This is a genomic window from Paraburkholderia terricola, assembly GCF_003330825.1.
GTDB lineage: Bacteria > Pseudomonadota > Gammaproteobacteria > Burkholderiales > Burkholderiaceae > Paraburkholderia > Paraburkholderia terricola.
Map to the genome: position 1 here is coordinate 3,500,537 of NZ_CP024941.1, position 20,889 is coordinate 3,521,425.

General features: G+C 63.3%; 19 protein-coding genes. 8 read left to right on the forward strand and 11 right to left on the reverse strand.

From position 1 onward, the window contains the following. Positions 1-16: 16 nt before the first annotated feature. The 4 genes from CUJ90_RS15680 (at position 17) to CUJ90_RS15695 (ending at position 3,393) form a co-directional block, all read left to right on the forward strand. Positions 17-1,282 (forward strand): zinc-ribbon and DUF3426 domain-containing protein, encoded by a 1,266-nt coding sequence (locus tag CUJ90_RS15680; RefSeq protein WP_083086498.1) that lies wholly within the window; start codon positions 17-19, stop codon positions 1,280-1,282. A 73-nt stretch (positions 1,283-1,355) separates the two neighbouring features. Next, a complete protein-coding gene (gene tpx / locus CUJ90_RS15685; protein WP_073431245.1) occupies positions 1,356-1,856 on the forward strand; it encodes a thiol peroxidase in 501 nt (166 codons plus the stop codon). 96 nt (positions 1,857-1,952) lie between these two features. Continuing rightward, on the forward strand, positions 1,953-2,891 hold the full coding sequence (locus CUJ90_RS15690; protein ID WP_083086496.1) for a carbohydrate kinase family protein: 939 nt from the start codon (positions 1,953-1,955) through the stop codon (positions 2,889-2,891). Between the two features lie 25 nt (positions 2,892-2,916). Further along, a complete protein-coding gene (locus CUJ90_RS15695) occupies positions 2,917-3,393 on the forward strand; it encodes an outer membrane lipoprotein (RefSeq protein WP_073431247.1) in 477 nt (158 codons plus the stop codon). A gap of 276 nt (positions 3,394-3,669) precedes the next feature. Here the strand turns inward: CUJ90_RS15695 and CUJ90_RS15700 are convergent, their stop codons facing one another. The 7 genes from CUJ90_RS15700 to CUJ90_RS15730 form a co-directional block, all read right to left on the reverse strand. Next, positions 3,670-4,296, reverse strand: coding sequence for a histone H1-like DNA-binding protein (locus tag CUJ90_RS15700; RefSeq protein ID WP_073431248.1), 627 nt, complete (start codon positions 4,294-4,296; stop codon positions 3,670-3,672). A 30-nt stretch (positions 4,297-4,326) separates the two neighbouring features. Continuing rightward, positions 4,327-4,653 carry a hypothetical protein gene (locus tag CUJ90_RS15705; RefSeq protein ID WP_073431249.1) on the reverse strand — a complete coding sequence of 109 codons (327 nt, stop codon included), beginning with the start codon at positions 4,651-4,653 and terminating at the stop codon, positions 4,327-4,329. Positions 4,654-4,740: 87 nt separating this feature from the next. Then, complete coding sequence (locus tag CUJ90_RS15710) at positions 4,741-5,973, reverse strand: ribonucleotide-diphosphate reductase subunit beta (protein WP_073431250.1); 1,233 nt, start codon at positions 5,971-5,973, stop codon at positions 4,741-4,743. A 669-nt stretch (positions 5,974-6,642) separates the two neighbouring features. Continuing rightward, positions 6,643-9,651, reverse strand: coding sequence for a ribonucleoside-diphosphate reductase subunit alpha (locus CUJ90_RS15715; protein ID WP_083086494.1), 3,009 nt, complete (start codon positions 9,649-9,651; stop codon positions 6,643-6,645). 552 nt (positions 9,652-10,203) lie between these two features. Then, a complete protein-coding gene (gene ampD / locus CUJ90_RS15720) occupies positions 10,204-10,800 on the reverse strand; it encodes a 1,6-anhydro-N-acetylmuramyl-L-alanine amidase AmpD (RefSeq protein WP_083086492.1) in 597 nt (198 codons plus the stop codon). Next, a complete protein-coding gene (locus CUJ90_RS15725) occupies positions 10,797-11,120 on the reverse strand; it encodes a PP0621 family protein (protein WP_083086490.1) in 324 nt (107 codons plus the stop codon). The genes ampD and CUJ90_RS15725 overlap by 4 nt, the downstream gene beginning before the upstream one ends. Positions 11,121-11,129: 9 nt before the next feature. Continuing rightward, a complete protein-coding gene (locus CUJ90_RS15730; RefSeq protein ID WP_073431254.1) occupies positions 11,130-12,056 on the reverse strand; it encodes a cytochrome C assembly family protein in 927 nt (308 codons plus the stop codon). 81 nt (positions 12,057-12,137) lie between these two features. Between CUJ90_RS15730 and ffh the strand changes: the two genes are divergently transcribed. Then, on the forward strand, positions 12,138-13,505 hold the full coding sequence (gene ffh / locus CUJ90_RS15735; RefSeq protein ID WP_073431255.1) for a signal recognition particle protein: 1,368 nt from the start codon (positions 12,138-12,140) through the stop codon (positions 13,503-13,505). Positions 13,506-13,675: 170 nt separating this feature from the next. Then, positions 13,676-14,227, forward strand: a complete 552-nt coding sequence (locus CUJ90_RS15740) for a hypoxanthine-guanine phosphoribosyltransferase (protein ID WP_073431256.1) — start codon at positions 13,676-13,678, stop codon at positions 14,225-14,227. 130 nt (positions 14,228-14,357) lie between these two features. Here CUJ90_RS15740 and CUJ90_RS15745 read toward each other — a convergent pair whose 3' ends face one another. Together CUJ90_RS15745 and CUJ90_RS15750 are read right to left on the reverse strand one after the other, a co-directional pair. Then, entirely contained in the window at positions 14,358-14,957 is a 600-nt protein-coding gene (locus CUJ90_RS15745) for a MarC family protein (RefSeq protein WP_073431257.1), read from the reverse strand. Between the two features lie 12 nt (positions 14,958-14,969). Continuing rightward, positions 14,970-16,706: a proline--tRNA ligase gene (locus CUJ90_RS15750; protein WP_114163166.1), complete on the reverse strand. Its 1,737-nt coding sequence runs from the start codon at positions 16,704-16,706 to the stop codon at positions 14,970-14,972. A gap of 301 nt (positions 16,707-17,007) precedes the next feature. Between CUJ90_RS15750 and CUJ90_RS15755 the strand changes: the two genes are divergently transcribed. Both CUJ90_RS15755 and CUJ90_RS15760 read left to right on the forward strand, forming a co-directional pair. Continuing rightward, positions 17,008-17,739 (forward strand): RNA pyrophosphohydrolase, encoded by a 732-nt coding sequence (locus CUJ90_RS15755; protein WP_083086487.1) that lies wholly within the window; start codon positions 17,008-17,010, stop codon positions 17,737-17,739. Between the two features lie 77 nt (positions 17,740-17,816). Next, positions 17,817-18,374 (forward strand): CNP1-like family protein, encoded by a 558-nt coding sequence (locus CUJ90_RS15760; protein ID WP_073431260.1) that lies wholly within the window; start codon positions 17,817-17,819, stop codon positions 18,372-18,374. A 111-nt stretch (positions 18,375-18,485) separates the two neighbouring features. Here the strand turns inward: CUJ90_RS15760 and proB are convergent, their stop codons facing one another. Continuing rightward, positions 18,486-19,604 carry a glutamate 5-kinase gene (gene proB, locus CUJ90_RS15765; RefSeq protein WP_083086485.1) on the reverse strand — a complete coding sequence of 373 codons (1,119 nt, stop codon included), beginning with the start codon at positions 19,602-19,604 and terminating at the stop codon, positions 18,486-18,488. Between the two features lie 69 nt (positions 19,605-19,673). After that, positions 19,674-20,795 carry an Obg family GTPase CgtA gene (cgtA, locus tag CUJ90_RS15770; protein WP_083086483.1) on the reverse strand — a complete coding sequence of 374 codons (1,122 nt, stop codon included), beginning with the start codon at positions 20,793-20,795 and terminating at the stop codon, positions 19,674-19,676. Positions 20,796-20,889 lie beyond the last annotated feature (94 nt).

Below are 20,889 nucleotides of genomic sequence, written 5' to 3' on the forward strand. Positions count from 1 at the left end.
GGCTTATCGGCCCAATATGCTCCTGGCAACGCGCTGTCCCTTCTGCGAAACCGTTTTCCGCCTGCAACCGGCGCAGCTCGCGCTGCGTCGCGGCCTCGTGCGTTGCGGCAATTGCAATGAAGTCTTCGACGCGTCCAGCAGTCTGTTCGACATCACCGAAGGCGGGGACTTTTCCTCTGCCAAGCCGGTCGCCGCCGCCGCGGCGATCGAGGCGCTCTCCGGCGTGCGCCCCGAGCGGCTCGATTTCCGCGCGAGCAACTGGGACCCTCACGCGCCCTTTCTGGACGCCAAGGTCAACAACGGCCTGCCGTATGACGGGGGCAACGTGCCGCGTATGGCGGCTCTCGCCGGCGCGGCCGCGCCGCATCGTCACGTCACGGATGAACCGGAATTTCCGGCCGGCGCTTTCACCGCGCCGACGGCCGCCGACGACGAACCTATCCTCGCCGACGCGCCACTCGACCCCTTCGCGTACCCGGCCGAGCCGCCGGCGGCAGATGCGCCGCGCGTCTGGCACAAGACCGAGCGCGCGCCTGAACCTCCCGTCGAAGAACCGCTTGCCGGAGAGCCGGCTTTCTTTCGCGGCATCCCCGACAACGAGCCGCGTTTCGGCGCGAGCGGTGCCGGCGCGGCCGGCTTCGGTGCCGCCGACCCCGGAGCGGCGAGCGGCTTCGGCACAGCCGGTACAGCGCCGAGGGGGCCCGCCGCTGCTGCCAGCGGCGAACCGTTCTCCGTCCATCCGGTGAACGACGGCGTCGATCCGTTCCCCGTGGTGCGTGAAACGCGTCCCGCCGAACCGCGCCGTGTCGGCTGGATCATCGTCGGGTCGGTGCTGGCGGTGCTGTTGATCGTCGCGCTCCTCGCGCAACTCGCCTGGTGGCAGCGCGAAACCGTGCAGGTCTATTTCCCGAGTTCGCAAGCGCTCTACGTGAAGGCCTGCGCGCAACTCGGCTGCCAGGTGACGCCGCCGCACGACATCGACGGCTTGCAGGTCGAGCCGTCCGATCTTCGGCAGATCGACGGTCCGCACAAGCTCGAACTGAAGATGCCGCTGCGCAACCGCTTCAATGTCGCGTTGGCCTACCCGGCCATCGAACTCACGCTGCTCGACGATCAGAACAACGTGGCCATGCGCCGCGTACTGTGGCCGCAAGATTACGTCGCGCCCGGCACGCCGATCGCGGCCGGTCTGCCCGCGCACACCACGCAAACCATGATCGTGCGCCTCGACACGGGCAATGCGGTCGCTTCCAATTTCCGCGTACAGATTTTTTATCCGTAACGCATCCTCGCGCGCCCGGCTTCGACCGGGCGCGTTCACCGTCATTCCTGACGACTTTTCGGAGCACGACAACATGAGTCAAGTTACGCTGGGCGGCAACCCGATCGAAGTGGCCGGTACCTTTCCGTCGGTGGGCCAGAACGCCCCCGCCTTCTCGCTGGTCGGCAAGGATCTGAAGCCTGTGTCGCTCGCCGATTTCGCCGGCAAGCGCAAGGTGCTGAACATCGTGCCGAGCCTCGACACGCCGACCTGCGCCACCTCCACCCGCAAGTTCAACGAAGCGGCCGCCAAGCTGAGCAACACGGCGGTGATCGTGGTGTCGGGCGACCTGCCGTTCGCCGCATCGCGCTTCTGCACGACGGAAGGCATCGAGAACGTCGTCACGGCCTCCACGTTCCGCGGCCATGAGTTCGCGCAAGCCTATGGCGTCGACGTGACGAGCGGCCCGCTCGCGGGTCTGACGGCGCGCGCCGTGGTGGTGATCGACGAGAACGACAAGGTCGTGCACGCCGAATTGGTCGGCGAGATCAAGAACGAGCCGAACTACGATGCAGCACTCGCCGCGCTGAAGTAAAAACCTTCGCGCACGCACTCCGGCGCCGCGCTTCATGCGCGGCGCTGTCACATCGTCGCGCCTTTCTCTTCGTTGATTTTTACAGGAACGCTCGCCTTGGCTACGCTGATTTGCGGCTCGCTCGCCTACGACAACATCATGACCTTCGAGGGCCGTTTCCGGGAGCACATCCTGCCGGAGCAGGTCCACATCCTGAACGTGAGTTTTCTCGTGCCGACGATGCGCCGCGAGTTCGGCGGCTGCGCGGGCAACATCGCCTACTCGCTGAATCTGCTGGGCGGCGACGCGCGCATCATGGGCACGCTCGGCTCGGTGGATGGGCAACTCTACATGGACCGTTTCACGCAACTCGGCCTGTCGACGGAACACGTGCTGATGGTGCCCGACACCTATTCGGCGCAGGCGATGATCACCACCGACCTGGAAAACAATCAGATCACCGCGTTCCATCCCGGCGCGATGATGCAGTCGCATCTGAATCGCGCCGGCGAAGCGCCGGGCATCACGCTCGCCATCGTCGCGCCCGATGGCTACGACGGCATGGTCCAGCACTCGGAGCATCTGGCCGCGGCTGGCGTGCCGTTCATCTTCGATCCGGGCCAAGGTTTGCCGCTGTTCGACGGCCCGTCGCTGCGGCGCATGATTGAACTTGCTACTTATGTAGCTGTCAACGATTACGAAGCCAAACTGGTGAGCAACAAGACGAGCTGGTCGATCGAAGAAATGGCCGGCAAGGTCGAGGCGCTGATCGTCACGCTCGGCGAACACGGTGCGCAGATTCATCACGCCGGCGGCGTCGAAGAGATTCCGGCGGTCAAGGCACGGCAAGTGCTCGATCCCACAGGGTGCGGAGACGCATTCCGCGGCGGGTTGCTGTACGGCATCGAGAACAAGCTTGGCTGGGCCACCACCGGCCGTCTCGCGAGCCTGATGGGCGCGCTGAAGATCGAACACCAGGGCCCGCAAAACTACGCGCCCACTCGGGCGGAGATCAACGAACGGTTCGAGCAGGCGTTCGGATACGGCCTGCGGTAATACCGAGAGCTATTGGAGTTAGGGAATGAAAACAATGAGTCGCCTGGTGGTGGTCGCCTTGATCGCCGGTTCACTGGCCATGTCGGGGTGCGCATACAACAGCAGTTCCGCCGACGTCTACACCGCGTCGCAAGCGCAGCGTGAGGAAACGGTTCGCATGGGCACGGTCGACAGCGTCCGCGCGGTGAAGATCAGCTCGAACAACGGCCAGCCGAGCGGCTTGGGCGCGATCGGCGGCGGTGCCTTGGGCGCGGTGGCCGGCAGCGCGCTCGGCGGCGGCCGCGGCTCGATCGTGACGGGCATCATCGGCGGGCTGGCCGGTGCGGTGGCGGGCAATTCGGTCGAGAACGGCGTTGCCGTGCGCGACGGTCTCGAGATCACCGTGCGGCTCGACAACGGCGACATGCGCGCGATCACGCAAAGCGCCACCGGCGAAATCTTCCGCGCCGGCGACCGCGTGCGACTCCTCTCCAGCGGCGGCGTCACGCGCGTCACGCACTAGTTTCCCCTCTCGCGCGGCAGCGCTTTACGCGCCGCCGCGGCGACCTCACACGCATGCCCTCCCCTGTGCATGCGTTTTTTTTCGCCTGTCGATTGCATGCGGCATGAGATCCGCGAGCGAATCCTGGCATTGCTCGCACGCGGCGCAAAAAAAATCCCGTCGCCGGAAACCCGGCAACGGGACCCTGACCGAGTAGCGCTCGATCACACTGCGTTAAGCGCTACTCGATCATCGGACACATCATGCGACGTGTCGAAGTGCTTCTGCTCCTACCGCTTACGGACGGCTGCCCGTCGGGAACGGCCATGCCGCTGCCGGGTTCAGCGCGGTCTTCACCGTCGCCGCCGGTGCGCTCGAGACAGTAGTCGCAGCGGGTGCAGGCGCAGCCTTCTTGGCGACAGCCTTCTTCGCAGGCGCAGCCTTCTTGGCAGGAGCAGCGGCCTTCTTCGCGGCAGCCTTCTTGGCAGGCGCAGCCTTTTTAGCAGGCGCGGCCTTCTTGGCAGCAGCCTTCTTGGCGGGCGCAGCCTTCTTGGCAGCAGCCTTCTTAGCCGGTGCGGCCTTCTTTGCCGCAGCCTTCTTCGCCGGCGCCTTCTTTGCCGCAACCTTCTTTGCTGCAACCTTCTTCACAGCGGCCTTCTTCGCCGGCGCTGCCTTCTTGGCCGGCGCCTTCTTCGCTGCAACCTTCTTCACAGCGGCTTTCTTGGCGGCAACCTTCTTGGCCGGAGCAGCTTTCTTCGCTGCAACCTTCTTAGCCGGTGCCTTCTTCGCTGCAACCTTCTTCACAGCGACTTTCTTCGCCGCTACTTTCTTTGCCGGTGCGGCCTTCTTAGCCGGAGCAGCTTTCTTTGCTGCGACCTTCTTCGCTGCGGGCTTCTTAGCTGCGGCTTTTTTTGCAGTTGCCATCATTTTCTCCTTCAGGTTTTCAGATGAGAGTCAGTTCAAACTACACCCTTCGTCAAAACCCGCTTCCCGCGGACGCTTCTCAAGGCGCGCGCTACGAAGCGGGCTATTCATCGGCGTACGCAGGTGCTGCGCGCTTACGCTAATGAATGCGGTAAGGCGCGCCGTGCCCTTGGGCACCGCGCGCCAAATCTGGTCGGCACTGGATTCCAGCGCCGGCAATTGCTTGATCGAGCCGCCGGCGATCACGCCAACGGCTTTTTCCGGGGGGAAGTTTGCCCATCCCACTGAAGGGTTCGCAAAGTGCCGGTCATGTTCGTGGGCCGCGAAGGCACGCGGCGCACTGGGCACGCTTTGCATCAGGCGATTAAGCTCCTAAACATAAGTGCCGCGGCCTTGGGCCCACGGCATCCCCATCGATGAATACATCTGCGGCTCGAACCCGGATCACTCCCAGGTCAGCGCGCCGCCTGTTTGATATTCGATCACTCGCGTCTCGAAGAAGTTGCGTTCCTTCTTCAGGTCGATCATCTCGCTCATCCACGGGAACGGGTTTTCCTCGTTCGGGTACAGCGGATCGAGACCGATCTGCTGGCAACGACGGTTGCAGATGAAGCGCAGATAGCTCTTGAACATCGACGCATTGAGGCCGAGCACCCCGCGCGGCATCGTGTCTTCCGCGTAACGATATTCAAGTTCGACCGCTTGCTGGAAGATCTCGCGGATTTCCGCGCGGAACGCAGCCGTCCAGAGTTGCGGGTTTTCGAGTTTGATCTGGTTGATCAGGTCGATGCCGAAGTTGCAGTGCATCGACTCGTCGCGCAGGATGTATTGGTACTGTTCCGCCGCGCCGGTCATCTTGTTCTGGCGGCCGAGCGCCAGGATTTGCGTAAAGCCGACGTAGAAGAACAGACCTTCCATCACACAGGCGAACACGATCAGCGAGCGCAGCAGCGTCTGGTCCGCTTCGAGCGTGCCGGTCTTGAAGGCCGGGTCGGTCAGCGTGTGGATGAACGGAATCAGGAATTCGTCTTTCGCGCGGATCGAGGCAACCTCGTGATACGCGTTGAAGATTTCGCCCTCGTCGAGGCCCAGCGATTCGACGATGTACTGGTAAGCGTGCGTGTGGATCGCCTCTTCGAACGCCTGGCGCAGCAGGAACTGGCGGCATTCGGGCGCCGTGATGTGGCGGTAGGTGCCCAGCACGATGTTGTTGGCGGCGAGGGAATCCGCCGTCACGAAGAAGCCCAGGTTGCGCTTGACGATGCGGCGCTCGTCTTCGGTCAGCCCGTTCGGGTCTTTCCAGAGGGCGATGTCGCGCGACATGTTCACTTCTTGCGGCATCCAGTGGTTGGCGCAACCAGCCAGATACTTTTCCCAGGCCCACTTGTATTTGAACGGCACCAACTGATTGACGTCGGTCTGGCCGTTGATGATGCGCTTGTCGGCGACATTGACCCGCGCTTCGGAAGCGGCAGCCGTTCCGGCGGCGCGAGGAGCGGAAGCAACGGGAGCGACAGCGATGTCGTTCGCGAAGATGTCTTGAGCCGAGGGAGCGTGAGGAGCGGAACGCGTTCCGACTTGCGAACCGACAGCCGATCCCGCAGCGTTGCGCAACACGTTCTGTTGCGTAGCGCTCGAGGGAGTTACGGCAGTGATCTCGTCATCCCAGTTGAGCATAAATGTCACCATCAATTTAGAACGGTTTGTACCATCTTTTCACGAGCGATAAAAGCCTTCGCCGATGAAAAATCCTGTTTTCGATTCGCGTTGCTACGTTCATACAACACTTTGTTCGACACTGTGTGTGCGTCGCCTCATGTGAAGCGTGTTGAACGTGTGTCGTCGAGGTGCTTCGCGAGCTCGAAGAGCAACGTATCGAAGCCTCGTTTCGCTGCTCTATCTATCTGTATCGCGGAGTGTGCGTGGAGCATGTTGCGTTGCCGACTGCTGCCTCGCTCGCGGCTTCTGCATTTACCCGCGTTTGCCATTTCGTCAGTGGCGGCGAGGTGAAGTTCAATGCAAGGTCGAGCGATGCATCTGGCCGGCTGCGTTGCCTTGGCCTCATCGATCGAAGCGTTTGCCGAGCGCACTGTGCCGCGCGCTTCGTTGGTGCCGCCGACTGCCGACTGCTGATCTACCGCTTCACGGCCTCAGTCGCTTGCCGTGCTTCGCTGCTTTCGATGAACGACGCAGCTTCGATCTCAACCACCGCGCCGCTCATCTCATTCGCTTCTGCTTCACTTCCACCAGGTTCGCTGCTCGCTGCATGCGGGTCTGCATGCGGGTCATTACCTACACCCGTCAGCAAACAACGATCCTGCTATCCGCTTCGTGCTCGCCGGGTTGTTACTGGCAAGCCTCGCACTCGTCGAAGCCGGGGTCGCCCGGACGCATCATGCACACCGGACCATCCGCTTCCGGCGCGGCTTCAACCGCGACTGCCGGCACTGCGGGCGCGGCCGCTGCCGCCGCCTGGATGCCGCCGCCAGCAACGCCGCCGCTCACGCCGAAGCCACCCGCCGCGCCGCCGCCGATACCGCCCGTGCCTTCACCGCCACCCGAGGACACCGCGTTCAGCGCGCCGTGCGCCACCGTCGATTTTTCGACGTGCGTCGCCGCCATCGTGCGGAGGTAGTAGGTGGTCTTGAGACCGCGCACCCAGGCGAGCTTGTAGATCTCGTCGAGCTTCTTACCCGACGCGCCACCCATGTAGATGTTCAGCGACTGCGCCTGGTCGATCCACTTCTGACGACGCGAGGCCGCTTCGACCAGCCACACCGGATCGAGCTCGAACGCGGTCGCGTAGATCGCGCGCAGGTCGGCCGGGATACGGTCGATGCGCGAGAGCGTGCCGTCGAAATACTTCAGGTCGGCGACCATCACTTCGTCCCACAGGCCGCGTGCCTTCAGGTCGCGCACCAGGTAGTCGTTGACCACCGTGAATTCGCCTGACAGATTCGACTTCACGTACAGGTTCTGGAAAGTCGGCTCGATGCAAGCCGACACGCCGATGATGTTCGAGATCGTCGCCGTCGGGGCGATCGCGACGCAGTTCGAATTGCGCATGCCGTAGTTGGCGATGCGCTGGCGCAGTTCGGTCCAGTCCATCGACTCGCTCGAGTCGACTTCGACGTAGCCGCCGCGCGCTTCGGCCAACAGCTTGAGCGAGTCTTGCGGGAGGATGCCGCGATCCCACAGCGAGCCGCGGTAGCTGGAGTAACGGCCGCGCTCCTGCGCCAGTTCGGTCGACGCGTAGTAAGCGTAGTAGCAGACCGCTTCCATCGAGGTGTCGGCGAACTTGACCGCCTCGTCCGACGCGTACGGCGTGCGCAGCAGGTGCAGGCAGTCCTGGAAGCCCATGATGCCCAGGCCGACCGGGCGGTGCTTCAGGTTCGAGTTACGCGCCTTGGCGACCGCGTAGTAATTGATGTCGATCACGTTGTCGAGCATGCGCATCGCCACGCTGACGGTGCGCTTGAGCTTGTCGTGGTCGAGCGCGAGCGTGCCGTCGGCTTGCTCCTTCAGGTGAGCGACGAGGTTCACCGAGCCCAGGTTGCAGACGGCGATTTCGGCGTCGCTGGTGTTGAGCGTGATTTCCGTGCACAGGTTCGACGAGTGGACCACGCCGACGTGCTGTTGCGGCGAGCGCACATTGCACGGATCCTTGAACGTGATCCACGGGTGGCCGGTCTCGAACAGCATGCCCAGCATCTTGCGCCACAGTTGCGCCGCCGGCAGCTTCTTGAACAGCTTGATCTCGCCGCGTGCGACCTTGTCTTCGTAAGCCGTGTAAGCCGTTTCGAATTCGGCGCCGAACTTGTCGTGCAGGTCCGGACAGGTGGACGGCGAGAACAGCGTCCAGTCGCCGCCTTCCATCACGCGCTTCATGAACAGGTCGGGAATCCAGTTCGCCGTGTTCATGTCGTGGGTGCGGCGGCGGTCGTCGCCGGTGTTCTTGCGCAGCTCGAGGAATTCCTCGATGTCCAGGTGCCACGTTTCCAGGTACGCGCACACCGCGCCCTTGCGCTTGCCGCCCTGGTTCACGGCCACCGCCGTGTCGTTGACCACCTTCAGGAAGGGAACCACGCCTTGCGACTTGCCGTTGGTGCCCTTGATGTGCGAGCCGAGCGCACGCACGCGCGTCCAGTCGTTGCCGAGGCCGCCGGCGAACTTCGAGAGCAGCGCGTTTTCCTTCAGCGCTTCGTAGATGCCGTCGAGGTCATCGTCCACCGTGGTGAGATAGCACGACGACAGTTGCGAGCGGCGGGTGCCCGAGTTGAACAAGGTCGGCGTGGACGACATGAAGTCGAAGCTCGACAGCACGTTGTAAAACTCGATCGCGCGCGCTTCGCGGTCGATCTCGTTCAGCGACAGCCCCATCGCGACACGCATAAAGAATGCCTGGGGCATTTCGATCCGCACGCCGTCGTGATGCAGGAAGTAGCGGTCGTACAGCGTCTGCAGACCGAGGTAGCCGAATTGCAGGTCGCGGTTGTTGTCGAGCGCGGCGCCGAGGCGCTTCAGATCGAACTGCAGCAGCTTGTCGTCGAGCAACTCGGCTTGCACGCCGCGCTTGATGAACTGCGGGAAGTACTCGGCGTAGCGCTCGCCCATTTCGGCTTGCGTGACTTCTTCCTCGAGGATCTCGCGGCGGATGGTGTGCAGCAGGATGCGAGCGGTGACCTGGCTGTAAGCCGGGTCTTTTTCGATCATCGTGCGCGCGGCCAGGATCGCCGAGTCGTACACCTGGCTCATCGGCACGCCGTCGTACAGATTCTTGACCGTCTCCGCGACGATCGGCTCGGCGCTCACGGCGTCGCCCAGATTCGCGCAAGCCGATTCGATGATGCCGCGCAGCGCAGCCATGTCGAGCGGATGCGTCACGCCGTTATCGGTGACGTTCAGACCCGGCGCGCCGCCGGCCACCTGTTCGTCATGACCGCGCGCCTGGGTGCGCTTCTCGCGATACAGCACGTAAGCACGCGCGACGTTGTGTTCGCCGCCGCGCATCAGCGCGAGTTCGACCTGATCCTGGATGTCCTCGATATGGAAGGTGCCGCCGTTCGGGCGGCTGCGCAGCAAGGCGCGCACGACGTTCTGCGTGAGCTGCTCGACCAGTTCGCGCACACGCGCCGACGCGGCGCCTTGACCACCGTTGACAGCCAGAAATGCCTTCGTCACGGCGATGGCGATTTTCGACGGCTCGAACGACACCACGCTGCCATTGCGGCGGATCACCTTGTAGTCGGCGTAGGTCGCTTGCGGCGCGAGCCCCTGGGCGCCTTGTGCCTGGCCGAATGCCTGGCCAGTCGGTGAACCCTCGTACCGGGTCGTCACGTTGTCGGTGGTTTGCATGTGCAAAGCTCCTGGTCCTGGAAATGTTGCGGCGAATGCCGCGGATTAAAACGAACGCTGCGCCGCCGCGTGCGCAAGCGATGGGGTGCAGGAAAAAGGCCGGCTGAGCCGGGTGGCGGGATGCGACAGCGATGAAGCCTGGTTCGAATTCGTAACGGTCTTCATCATGTGTGTCGCGATCACTTGCCACGCCCCTTTCCTGAGTGCTTCTGGATGCCGCCGGTGGTCTCTTCCGGCCGCGCCGCAGGAATTTTTATCGCTGCCTGGAATGCTTGCGGCGCCATGCTCGAAGAGCGGGGCGCCGCTGACTTATGCACCAGTTGTGCACCCGTTGTGCACTCGGTTATTCACATGGTTATGCACAAGAAAGCACAAGATATAGTGCAAAACCGAATTTCTGGCACCAAGTATAGTGGAGTTTCGGGACAGGTCAAATCGATTTATTTGCTCTCGAAGGGTTGACTTTCGCCTCGTCCGGCGCAAAGCCGTCTCCCCGGAGAACAAGGCGGCGCCTTGCTCTCGTCGCATCACGCGGTATCGCGCGAAGGGCCGTTACGGCGTTTTGGAAAACTTGAGATAGGGGAAATACTGAGCGGGAAGCGAAGTGTCGCGTTGCAGACGCCGCCAGTCGAAATGAGGACCTGGATCCGTCTTGCGGCCGGGGGCGATATCCGAGTGACCGGCAAGCGCCTCGATCGGATAGCGCGCCTTGAGCGCCTTCACAAGGGCGCCGAGCGTGCGGTATTGCGCCGCTTCGAAAGCAGTGGTGTCGCTGCCCTCGAGCTCGATGCCGATCGAGAAATCATTGCAACGCTCGCGGCCGAAAAAATTCGACGGCCCCGCGTGCCATGCACGCTCATTGCAAGAAACGTATTGCTCCAGCACCCCGTCGCGATGAATCACGAAATGCGCCGACACTCGCACGCCGCGCAGGTGCGTGTCGTAGTACGGATGGGCATCGCAGTCGAGCGTGTTCTGGAACAGTTCGGCGATCGCCGTCCCGCCGAACTCATTGGGCGGCAGGCTGATGTTGTGGACGACGATCAGCGTCGGCAACGCGCCTTCGGGCCGCGCTTCGAAATTCGGCGAGGGGCGTTTGCGTGCGGCGGCGACCCAACCGTCGGCGTCGACGGTGAACCCGACGCTCATCGAGCGTCGCGGCCCGTGGGTCGCGCGCCGTGGCGCCGCGCATGGGCGGCGCTGCAGAACGGCTGCCCCGCCACCACCACGGAATCGCTCTTCGGCGCATGCACGCCGCACTCGACACAGCGGATCATCGGCTCGGCGAGTTGGGGCTGAGCTTGCGCTTGCGCGGAGCCGGCCGAGCGCGCGCCGCCATGCGGACCCTTGGCGCCCGCGGCGCCGTTCGCGCCCGCGCGTTGCGATGTCTGCGCGTCATGACGGCGCAGCGCCTTCACCAGCCACTGGCCGACGATGAACAACATGATCAGCAGAAATATTTGTCGCATGGCACACGCTCACACTACGGCTCGGTGCAACAGCACCTCGAAAACAAAACGGCTGCCGACGTACGCCAGCAGCAGCGCGACGAACGAAGCCAGCACCCAGCGCAATGCCGCACGGCCGCGCCAGCCGGATACCTTGCGCGCGGTCAGCAGCGCGCCGAACATCACCCAGGAAAGAATCGCGAACACGGTTTTATGATCGAGGCTCAACGCGCGGTCGACCAGTTGCTCACTGAACACGATGCCCGAAATCAGCGTGAGTGTGAGCAGCACGAAGCCGGCGCCGATCAGGCGGAACAGCAGTTTTTCCAGCGTGAGCAGCGGCGGCAAGGTATCGAGCCAGCTCGACAACCAGCCGTTGCCGGCCGCGGCCCCATGCCGTTGCGATACGCCGCCGCGCATGGCGTGCAAACGCCGCTCCACCAGCAGCATCAGAATCGCGTGCAGCGCCGCGATCACGAACAATCCGTACGCGATGTTCGCGATCAGAAAGTGCAGCTTGAACATGGGCGCCGCGGAATACGGCAGCACGCGCACGCCGTTGAACGCCAGCGGCAACAACGACGCCACGCAGGCGAGCGGCAACACCAGCAGGCGCAAGCCGTCGAGCGGAAAGAAGAAACTCTCGATCCAGTAGATGCCGGCGCCGAGCCAGAACATCGCCGAAAGCGCGAACGCGAAACCGAACACCATCGCGTTCTGGGGAAAGATGGTGGTATGCAGCAACACGCCGTGCGCGAGCAGCGCGAGGAAAAGCAGCGCACGGCCCGGCGTGCTCATGCCCGAAGCGGCCGACACGCCCGCGGCAGCCGGCGCGCGTGGCACGGGCGGCACGCTCTCGAGCATGGGGCGCACGGCGGCGTGCCGGTGCGAGCGCCAGCCGGCCACGGCAAGGCCGCCGTAGAGAAGCGCAGTGAGGGCATACAGTACAATATCCATATTCGAAGTTTACACTAGGCCCCTACTCCGCGACGTCTTCCACTTCGCGCGCTGCGCGGGCCGCACTGCTCATCGCTCCCCATGCTCGACAATCTGACACAACGGATGGCGCGCGTCGTCAAGACGCTGCGCGGCGAAGCCCGGCTCACCGAGGCGAACACCCAGGAAATGCTGCGCGAAGTGCGCCTCGCGCTTCTCGAGGCGGACGTCGCGCTACCCGTCGTGCGCGAATTCATCGCCAAGGTGAAGGAGAAGGCGCTCGGCGAGGAAGTCATCAGCAGTCTGTCGCCGGGCCAGGCGCTCGTCGGCGTCGTGCAGCGCGAACTCACCGCGATCATCGGCGGCGACTATGAAGGCAAGGCGGTCGAACTGAACCTCGCCGTCACGCCGCCGGCCGTCATTTTGATGGCGGGTTTGCAAGGCGCCGGCAAGACGACCACGGTCGGCAAGCTCGCCAAACTGCTGCGCGAAAAGTACAAAAAGAAGGTGCTGACGGTTTCGTGCGACGTCTACCGTCCCGCTGCTATCGCGCAGTTGAAGACGGTGACCGAGCAGGTCGGTGCGGACTTCTTCCCGTCCGAACCGGATCAGAAACCGGTCGATATCGCGCGCGCCGCAGTGGACTGGGCCAAGCGCCACTATCACGACGTGCTGCTGGTCGACACGGCCGGCCGTCTCGGTATCGACGAAGCGATGATGCAGGAAATCACCGCGCTGCACAGCACGCTGAAACCCGCGGAAACACTGTTCGTGGTCGACGCGATGCTGGGTCAGGATGCGGTGAACACCGCCAAGGCCTTCAGCGATGCGCTGCCGCTCACCGGCGTCGTGCTCACCAAGCTCGACGGCGACTCGCGCGGCGGCGCGGCGCTCTCGGTGCGTCACGTCACGGGCAAGCCGATCAAGTTCGTCGGCGTCGCGGAGAAGCTCGACGGCCTCGAAATCTTCTACCCGGACCGCATGGCAAACCGGATTCTCGGCATGGGCGACATTCTCGCCCTCGTCGAGGAAGCGCAACGCGGCGTGGACGTGCAGGCCGCGCAAAAGCTCGCGGACAAGGTCAAGAAAGGCGGCGACTTCGACCTCAACGACTTCCGCGCGCAGCTCACGCAAATGAAGGGCATGGGCGGCCTGTCGTCGCTGATGGACAAACTGCCCGCGCAGTTCCAGCAAGCCGCCGCCGGCGCCGACATGAGCCAGGCCGAAAAGCAGATGCGCCGCATGGAAGGCATCATCAATTCCATGACGCCGCTGGAGCGCGCCAAACCCGATCTGATCAAGGCCACCCGCAAGCGCCGCATTGCCGCCGGCGCGGGCGTGCAGGTGCAGGAAGTCAACCGCATGCTGAACCAGTACGACCAGATGCGCACGATGATGAAGAAACTGAAGGGCGGCAACATGCAGAAGATGATGCGCGGCATGAAGGGCATGTTGCCCGGCATGCGCTAAGCTTTAGCAAGACGGCGGGCGCGCATGGCTCGGCGCATGAACAAGGGCACGCGCGGCCGACTCCGGTCCTTGCGGGTTTATTCCGTACCGCACGCCGCCGTCGCCCAAGGGGACATCCTTCGGGGCGTTCTCACCCACACTATGTATACAGTTACCGCCTGTCAGACGTCATGAACCGCGAAGAAGCTCTCCACATTTTCAGCCACTCCGAAGAAATCGTTTCGGCCGACGACGTCAACGCGTCGATCAGCGGCATGGCGGCCGCCATCCGCGACGAGATGAGCGAGGACTTTCCGCTCGTGCTGTCGGTGATGGGCGGCGCGGCGGTGTTCACCGGCATGCTGCTGCCGCACCTCGATTTCCCGCTCGAGTTCGACTACATCCACCTCACCCGCTACCGCAATACCACCAAAGGCGGCAGCGAGATGCAGTGGCGCGTGGCGCCGGCCGAGTCGGTGAAGGATCGCGTGGTGCTGGTGCTCGACGACATCCTCGACGAAGGCGAGACGATGGCCGCGATCCGCGACCGCATCCTCGAGATGGGCGCGAAGCGCTTCCTGAGCGCGGTGCTGTGCGAGAAGATCATTCCGAAGGCGAAGCCGCTGCGCCCGGATTACTGCGGTTTCGAAGTGCCGGACCGCTATGTGTTCGGCTGCGGGATGGACGCGAGAGGTTACTGGCGCAACCTGCCGACGATTCGAGCGCTGACCGACGGGGCTTGAGCCGTTGAACCGCCTTTGAGCGCGGGTGCGAAGCGATGTGAAAAAGCGGCCGACTGGCCGCTTTTTCTTTGCCGTGATTGGCCGAAGCGCCGTTCCGCTGCGTGCGGCCAATCTCCGCGCCGGGCCCGACTCATAAGTGATTCACGAAAGACCGGATGCCGCCGAGCATCATCTCGACCGAGATCGCCACCAGCACCAGGCCCATCAGGCGTTCGAAAGCCATCATTGCGCGCTCCCCAAGCCATGCCTCGATGCGCTCGGAGAGCATCAGCACGATCGCGCAGACGATCATCGTGACAGTCAGCGCACCGATCCACTCGAGCATCTTGCCGGGCGCCTGCGACGTCAGCAGCATCACGGTCGCCAGCGCCGAGGGGCCCGCCAGCGCCGGAATGGCAAGCGGCACGATCAACGGCTCGCCGCCGCGCACGTCGCCACCGAATGGGCCGTCCGGATGCGGAAACACCATTCTCAGCGCGATCAGGAACAACACGATGCCGCCGCCGATGCGCAGCGACTGGTCGGTCAGACTCATCATGCGCAGGAAGCGATCGCCGAGCACCATGAACACCAGCAGGATCGCGAAGGCGATCGCCACTTCACGGAGAACGACGATCGCGCGCCGCCTGGGCGCCACACCGCGCAGGCAACTGATGAAGATCGGAATGTTGCCGAGTGGATCGGTAATCAGGATGAGCAGGACGGTGGCGGACAGGAAGGTGTACTCCACTGTCCGCTCCGCTTAGCGCGCCAGGGCCGCGCGGACCTTCGCGATCACCGTTTGCGCGGCATCTTCGAGCGGCAACAGCGTCGCTTCGGCGTCGCGGCGGCCCTGGTATTCGAGCTTGCCGTCCTTCAGGCCACGGTCGCCGATCACCAGACGATGCGGCACGCCGATCAATTCCCAGTCGGCGAACATCACGCCGGGCCGCTCGCCGCGATCGTCGAGGATTACGTCGATGCTCGCTTCGACCAGCGTTGCATACAGCTTGTCGGCCTGCTCGCGCACGGCTTCGCTGCGGTCGTAGCCCATCGGGCACAGCACGACTTCGAACGGCGCGATCGATTCCGGCCAGATGATGCCCTTGTCGTCGAAATTCTGCTCGATCGCGGCGCCCAGGATACGCGTGATGCCGATACCGTAGCAGCCCATTTCCATCGGCTGCGGCTTGCCGGTTTCGTCGAGGCAGTTCGCGTTCATCGCTTCCGAATACTTCGTGCCGAGCTGGAACACGTGGCCGACTTCGATGCCGCGGCAAATGTCGAGCACGCCCTTGCCGTCCGGCGACGGGTCGCCCCTCTTGACGTTGCGAATGTCGGCGACGACCGGTTCCGGCAGATCGCGGCCCCAGTTCACGCCGGTGATGTGGTAGTCCACCTCGTTCGCGCCGACCACGAAGTCGCTCATGTTCGCCACGGTGCGATCCGCGACGACCTTGACCGGCTTCTTCGGATTGATCGGACCGAGGTAACCCGGCGGCGTGCCGAAGGTCGCGATGATCTCGGCTTCGGTCGCCATGCGGAACTCGGACAGACCCGGCAGGTTGCCCACCTTGATCTCGTTCAGATCGTGATCGCCGCGCAGCATCAGCAACCAGATGGTCGGCTCGGCGCCTTCGTTTTCGGTAGCGAGGACGATCGACTTGATCGTGCGTTCGAGCGGAATGTCCAGCAGTTCGGCGACGGCTTCGCACTTGGCTTTGCCCGGCGTCGCGGTCTTTTTCATCGCCTCGGCGGGCGCCGCGCGTTCGGCGTAGAGCGGCAATGCTTCGGCCGCTTCGACGTTCGCGGCGAACTCGGAGGTCGGGCAATAGGCGATCGCGTCTTCGCCGGTTTCCGCGATCACGTGGAATTCATGCGAGCCGCTGCCGCCGATCGAACCGTTGTCCGCCGCCACCGCGCGGAAATCCAGACCGAGACGCGTGAAGATGCGCACGTACGCGTCGTACATCTTGCGATACGTCTCACGCAGACCTGCCGCGTCCTTGTCGAACGAGTACGCGTCTTTCATGATGAATTCGCGGCCTCGCATCACGCCGAAACGCGGACGGATTTCGTCGCGGAACTTCGTTTGGATCTGATAGAAATTCACCGGCAACTGGCGATAGCTCTTGATCTGATTGCGCGCGATGTCGGTGATCACTTCCTCGTGCGTCGGTCCGAGCACGAAATCGGATTGCTTGCGGTCCTTGAAGCGCAGCAGCTCGGGGCCGTACTTTTCCCAGCGGCCCGATTCCTGCCAGAGTTCGGCCGGCTGCACCGAAGGCATCAGCAATTCGATCGCGTCCGCCCGGTTCATTTCTTCGCGCACGATGGCTTCCACCTTGCGGATCGAACGCAGGCCGACCGGCAGGTAGTTATAGATGCCGCCGGCGACGCGGCGGATCATGCCGGCGCGCACCATGAGCTTGTGGCTGACGATTTCGGCGTCGGCAGGCGCTTCTTTCAGGGTGCCGATAAAGAAACGGGAAGCTTTCATTCAGATTATCCAAAAGCGGCGGCTCCGGAGGGACCGCCCGAAAGGTGAAAACGGTGGGAAATCGACACTGATCCGGCGCCTGGCCGGTACGGATTCGCCCGCTATCGGCACGCACTGGCCGATCCCGGCGCAGAAGCCGCCGCGCAAAGCCTTTACACGTGGGATAAGGCGCGGAAAGACTGACAGGCTACCGCAAACAGGCCCTTTTGCGGCGAATCGTTCCATTCTGGTGCGAATCGGTGCGGCGGGACCGTTATCTGTTTATAATCAAAGCAATTTTAAAGGATTCGAAGGTGGTTGTATGCTGGATCGTGAAGGCTTTCGCCCGAACGTCGGCATCATCCTCTTGAACGCGCACAACGAGGTGTTTTGGGGCAAACGGCTCCGTGAACATTCCTGGCAGTTTCCGCAAGGGGGCATCAAGTACGGAGAGACCCCCGTGCAAGCGATGTATCGGGAGTTACACGAAGAAACCGGGCTGCTTCCTGAGCACGTCAAGGTGATCGGTCGCACACGCGACTGGTTGCGTTACGAGGTGCCTGACAAGTTCATCAAGCGCGAAGTACGCGGTCATTACCGCGGCCAGAAGCAAATCTGGTTTTTGCTCAGAATGGTTGGACGCGATTGCGATATCTGCTTGCGCGCCACCGACCACCCTGAGTTCGATGCGTGGCGCTGGAACGAGTACTGGGTGCCGCTCGACTGTGTGATCGAGTTCAAGCGGGATGTGTATCAGTTGGCGCTGACGGAGCTATCCCGTTTCATGCGCCGGGCTGCGCCGCGTGCGGAAAAACCTGGCGGGCACCACGGACCGCGTTATCCCCGGATAGCGTCGTCAATGGAAAGTCCGCCGGATTCCACGGTGATGACGGTGACCACTGTCAGCATCGAAACATCGATTCGCACGGCGGCCGAGTCCGATTGCGGTTCGGGCGCCAGATCGGCGGACGAGGTTGGCGCTGCTCCCGAACGCGAAGACGAATCGGCTCATGAAACCGCCGGCTCGCTGTTCCGCCCGGGCGTGCGCAATTAACAACGCAGTGCGGCTGTCCATGCCGTCTCTCTCTGGCGCGGCTCCTCGAGTCGCGCCAGTGTTTCGAGGAAACCATATTGAAAGCACTTGCTCTCGTCGTGGCGTGCGTCGCCACCGGCGCCCTGCTGGCTGGCTGTTCGAGCGCCGGCAAACCCACCAACAAGGACGACAGCGCATTTACCTACCTGCTGGACCGACAAGGCACCTGGGTTGAGAACAAGGTGGACACCTTGCCGCCGCTACCGCAAGAATCGAATCTGCTGCCCTTCGAAGTCTCCGGCAATACGCCGCTGCACTTTTCGATCGACCGGAATTCGCTCAGCGTCGGCTCCGACGGTGTGGTGCGCTATACCGTGGTTGTGACGAGCCCAGCCGGCGCGCGCAACGTGAACTACGAAGGGATTCGCTGCGATACGTATGAATGGCGCCTGTATGCGGGCCTGAACGCGGATCACGACGGTTGGGACCGGACGGTGGCGAACGATTTCACCCGTATCGAGAATGGCGCGCTGAACGCGTATCACGCCGCGTTGTACCAGGATTATCTGTGCGCGAACAAGATACCCACGGGTAACGCGAAGCAGATTGTCGAGAATATTCGCTATAAGCGCACCGCGGCTTCCATGGTTCGCTAAAGCGCTGTTCGCGAGCGTACTTCGGGTCTGTAGGCGTCGGCGGATGTGAAAAAGCCGTTCCAGCTTTCGCTGGAACGGCTTTTTTTCTGTCTCGTTGCACTTGGCAGTGAATCAGACCAACACCAGGTTGTCGCGATGAATCAGCTCCGGCTCCAGCATATAGCCGAGCACCGATTCGATTTCACCGCTCGGACGCCGTTGAATCAACTTGGTTTCCGCGCTGCTGTAATTCGTCAGTCCACGCGCCACTTCGCGCCCTGCGGCGCTCAGACAAGCGATTACTTCACCGCGCGCAAACGCGCCTTGCACGCCGACGATGCCGATCGGCAGCAAGCTCTTGCCGCCTTCGGTGAGCTTCTCGACTGCGCCGTCGTCGATCACCACATGGCCGCGCACCTGCAGATGATCGGCCATCCACTGTTTGCGCGCCGCCATGCGCGCCGTGCGCGCGATCAACTGCGTGCCGATCGCCTCGCCCGAGGCCAGTCGCGACAACACGTCCGCCTCGCGCCCACTAGCGATCACCGTGTTCGCGCCGCTGTGAGCCGCGCGCTTGGCGGCAAGAATCTTGGTCAGCATGCCGCCGCGCCCCAGGCTCGAACCCGCACCGCCCGCCATCGCTTCGAGGTCCGGGGCACCGGCGTCGGCCTGCTGGACAAGCGTGGCATTCGGGTCCTTGCGAGGGTCGGCGGTGAAAAGCCCTTGTTGATCGGTGAGGATGACAAGCGCATCGCCTTCGATCAGGTTGGCGACCAGCGCGCCGAGGGTGTCGTTGTCGCCGAACTTGATTTCGTCGGTGACGACCGTGTCGTTCTCGTTGATGATCGGCACCACGCCCAGACGCAGCAGCGTGAGCAGCGTGGAGCGCGCGTTCAGATAGCGCTCGCGATCGGCCAGATCGGCGTGGGTCAACAGAATTTGCGCGGTCTGGATCGAATGCTCGGCAAAACGGCTTTCATACACCTGCGCAAGGCCCATTTGCCCGACGGCCGCAGCCGCCTGCAATTCGTCGATTTCGCGTGGCCTCTTAGTCCAGCCGAGCCGCTGCATGCCTTCGGCAATGGCGCCCGAACTCACGAGCACCACTTCCTTGCCTTGCGCTCGCAGCGCCGCAATCTGCGCGGCCCAGCGGCCGATCGCAGCATGATCGAGGCCGCGGCCGTCGTTGGTGACGAGGCTCGAACCGACTTTCACTACCAATCGCCGTGAGTCTGCGATGACGGAACGCATTGTGCGCGGTCTCCAAGATGACGCTTGATGCATGCCGGCAGCCCGCGAGGGCGCCGACGCTCGCGCTTGTTATTCCTGCGGATCGGCGCTGGATCCGTCCGCGGCGGCCGGTGCTTGCGGTTTCTCGCGAAAGCGCACGTCGGCGGCGAGATCTTCGGCTTCGGCCGCGCGTTGCGCGTCCGAATGTGCGGCGATGTAATCGAACACCGCATAGCAGAGGTTCTCGCAACCCTGGCCGGTCAGCGCCGAGATTTCGAATACCGGGCCGTCCCAGCCAAAGCCCTCGATGAAGGCCGAAACACGCGCTTCGCGCTCGTCTTCCGGCACCATGTCGAGCTTATTGAGCACCAGCCAGCGCGGCTTTTCATACAGCAACTCGTCGTACTTGCGCAGTTCGTTGACGATCGCCTTGGCTTCCGCCACAGGATCGACCGCGTCGTCGAACGGTGCGAGGTCGACGATGTGCAGCAAGAGTCCTGTGCGCTGCAAGTGACGCAGGAACTGGTGACCGAGGCCGGCGCCTTCGGCCGCGCCCTCGATCAAGCCGGGAATATCGGCGATCACGAAACTGCGGCTCGGCCCCACACGCACCACGCCGAGATTCGGCGCGAGCGTCGTGAACGGATAGTCGGCAATTTTCGGTCGTGCGTTCGACACCGACGAGATGAAGGTCGACTTGCCCGCATTCGGCATGCCGAGCAAACCGACGTCCGCCAGCACCTTCAGTTCGAGGCGCACCATGCGGCGCTCGCCAGGCTTGCCGTCGGTTTTCTGACGCGGCGCGCGGTTCGTGCTGGACTTGAAATGCAGGTTGCCGAGACCGCCCGCGCCGCCTTGCGCGATCTGCACGGTCTGGTTGTGCTCGGTCAGATCGGCGATCAACTCGCCGGTCTCCATGTCGGTGATGGTGGTGCCCACCGGCATGCGCAGCGTGATATCGTCGCCGCCCTTGCCGTAGCAGTCCGCGCCGCGGCCGTTTTCGCCGTTGCGCGCCATGTGTTTTTTCGCGTAGCGGTAGTCGATCAGCGTGTTGATGTTGCGGTCCGCGATCGCGATCACGCTGCCGCCCCGGCCGCCGTCGCCGCCATCCGGGCCGCCGAACGGAACGAATTTCTCGCGGCGCATCGACGCGCTGCCATCCCCTCCGTCGCCGGCGATGACTTCAATCCTCGCTTCGTCAATGAACTTCATGCGTAACTCCGTCCCGTGGTGTACTGCTCAATGGTGCTGCCAGATTTGATGCTGCCGCATGCTTCTATTTTGCCGCGCTCGCCGCGCGATGATC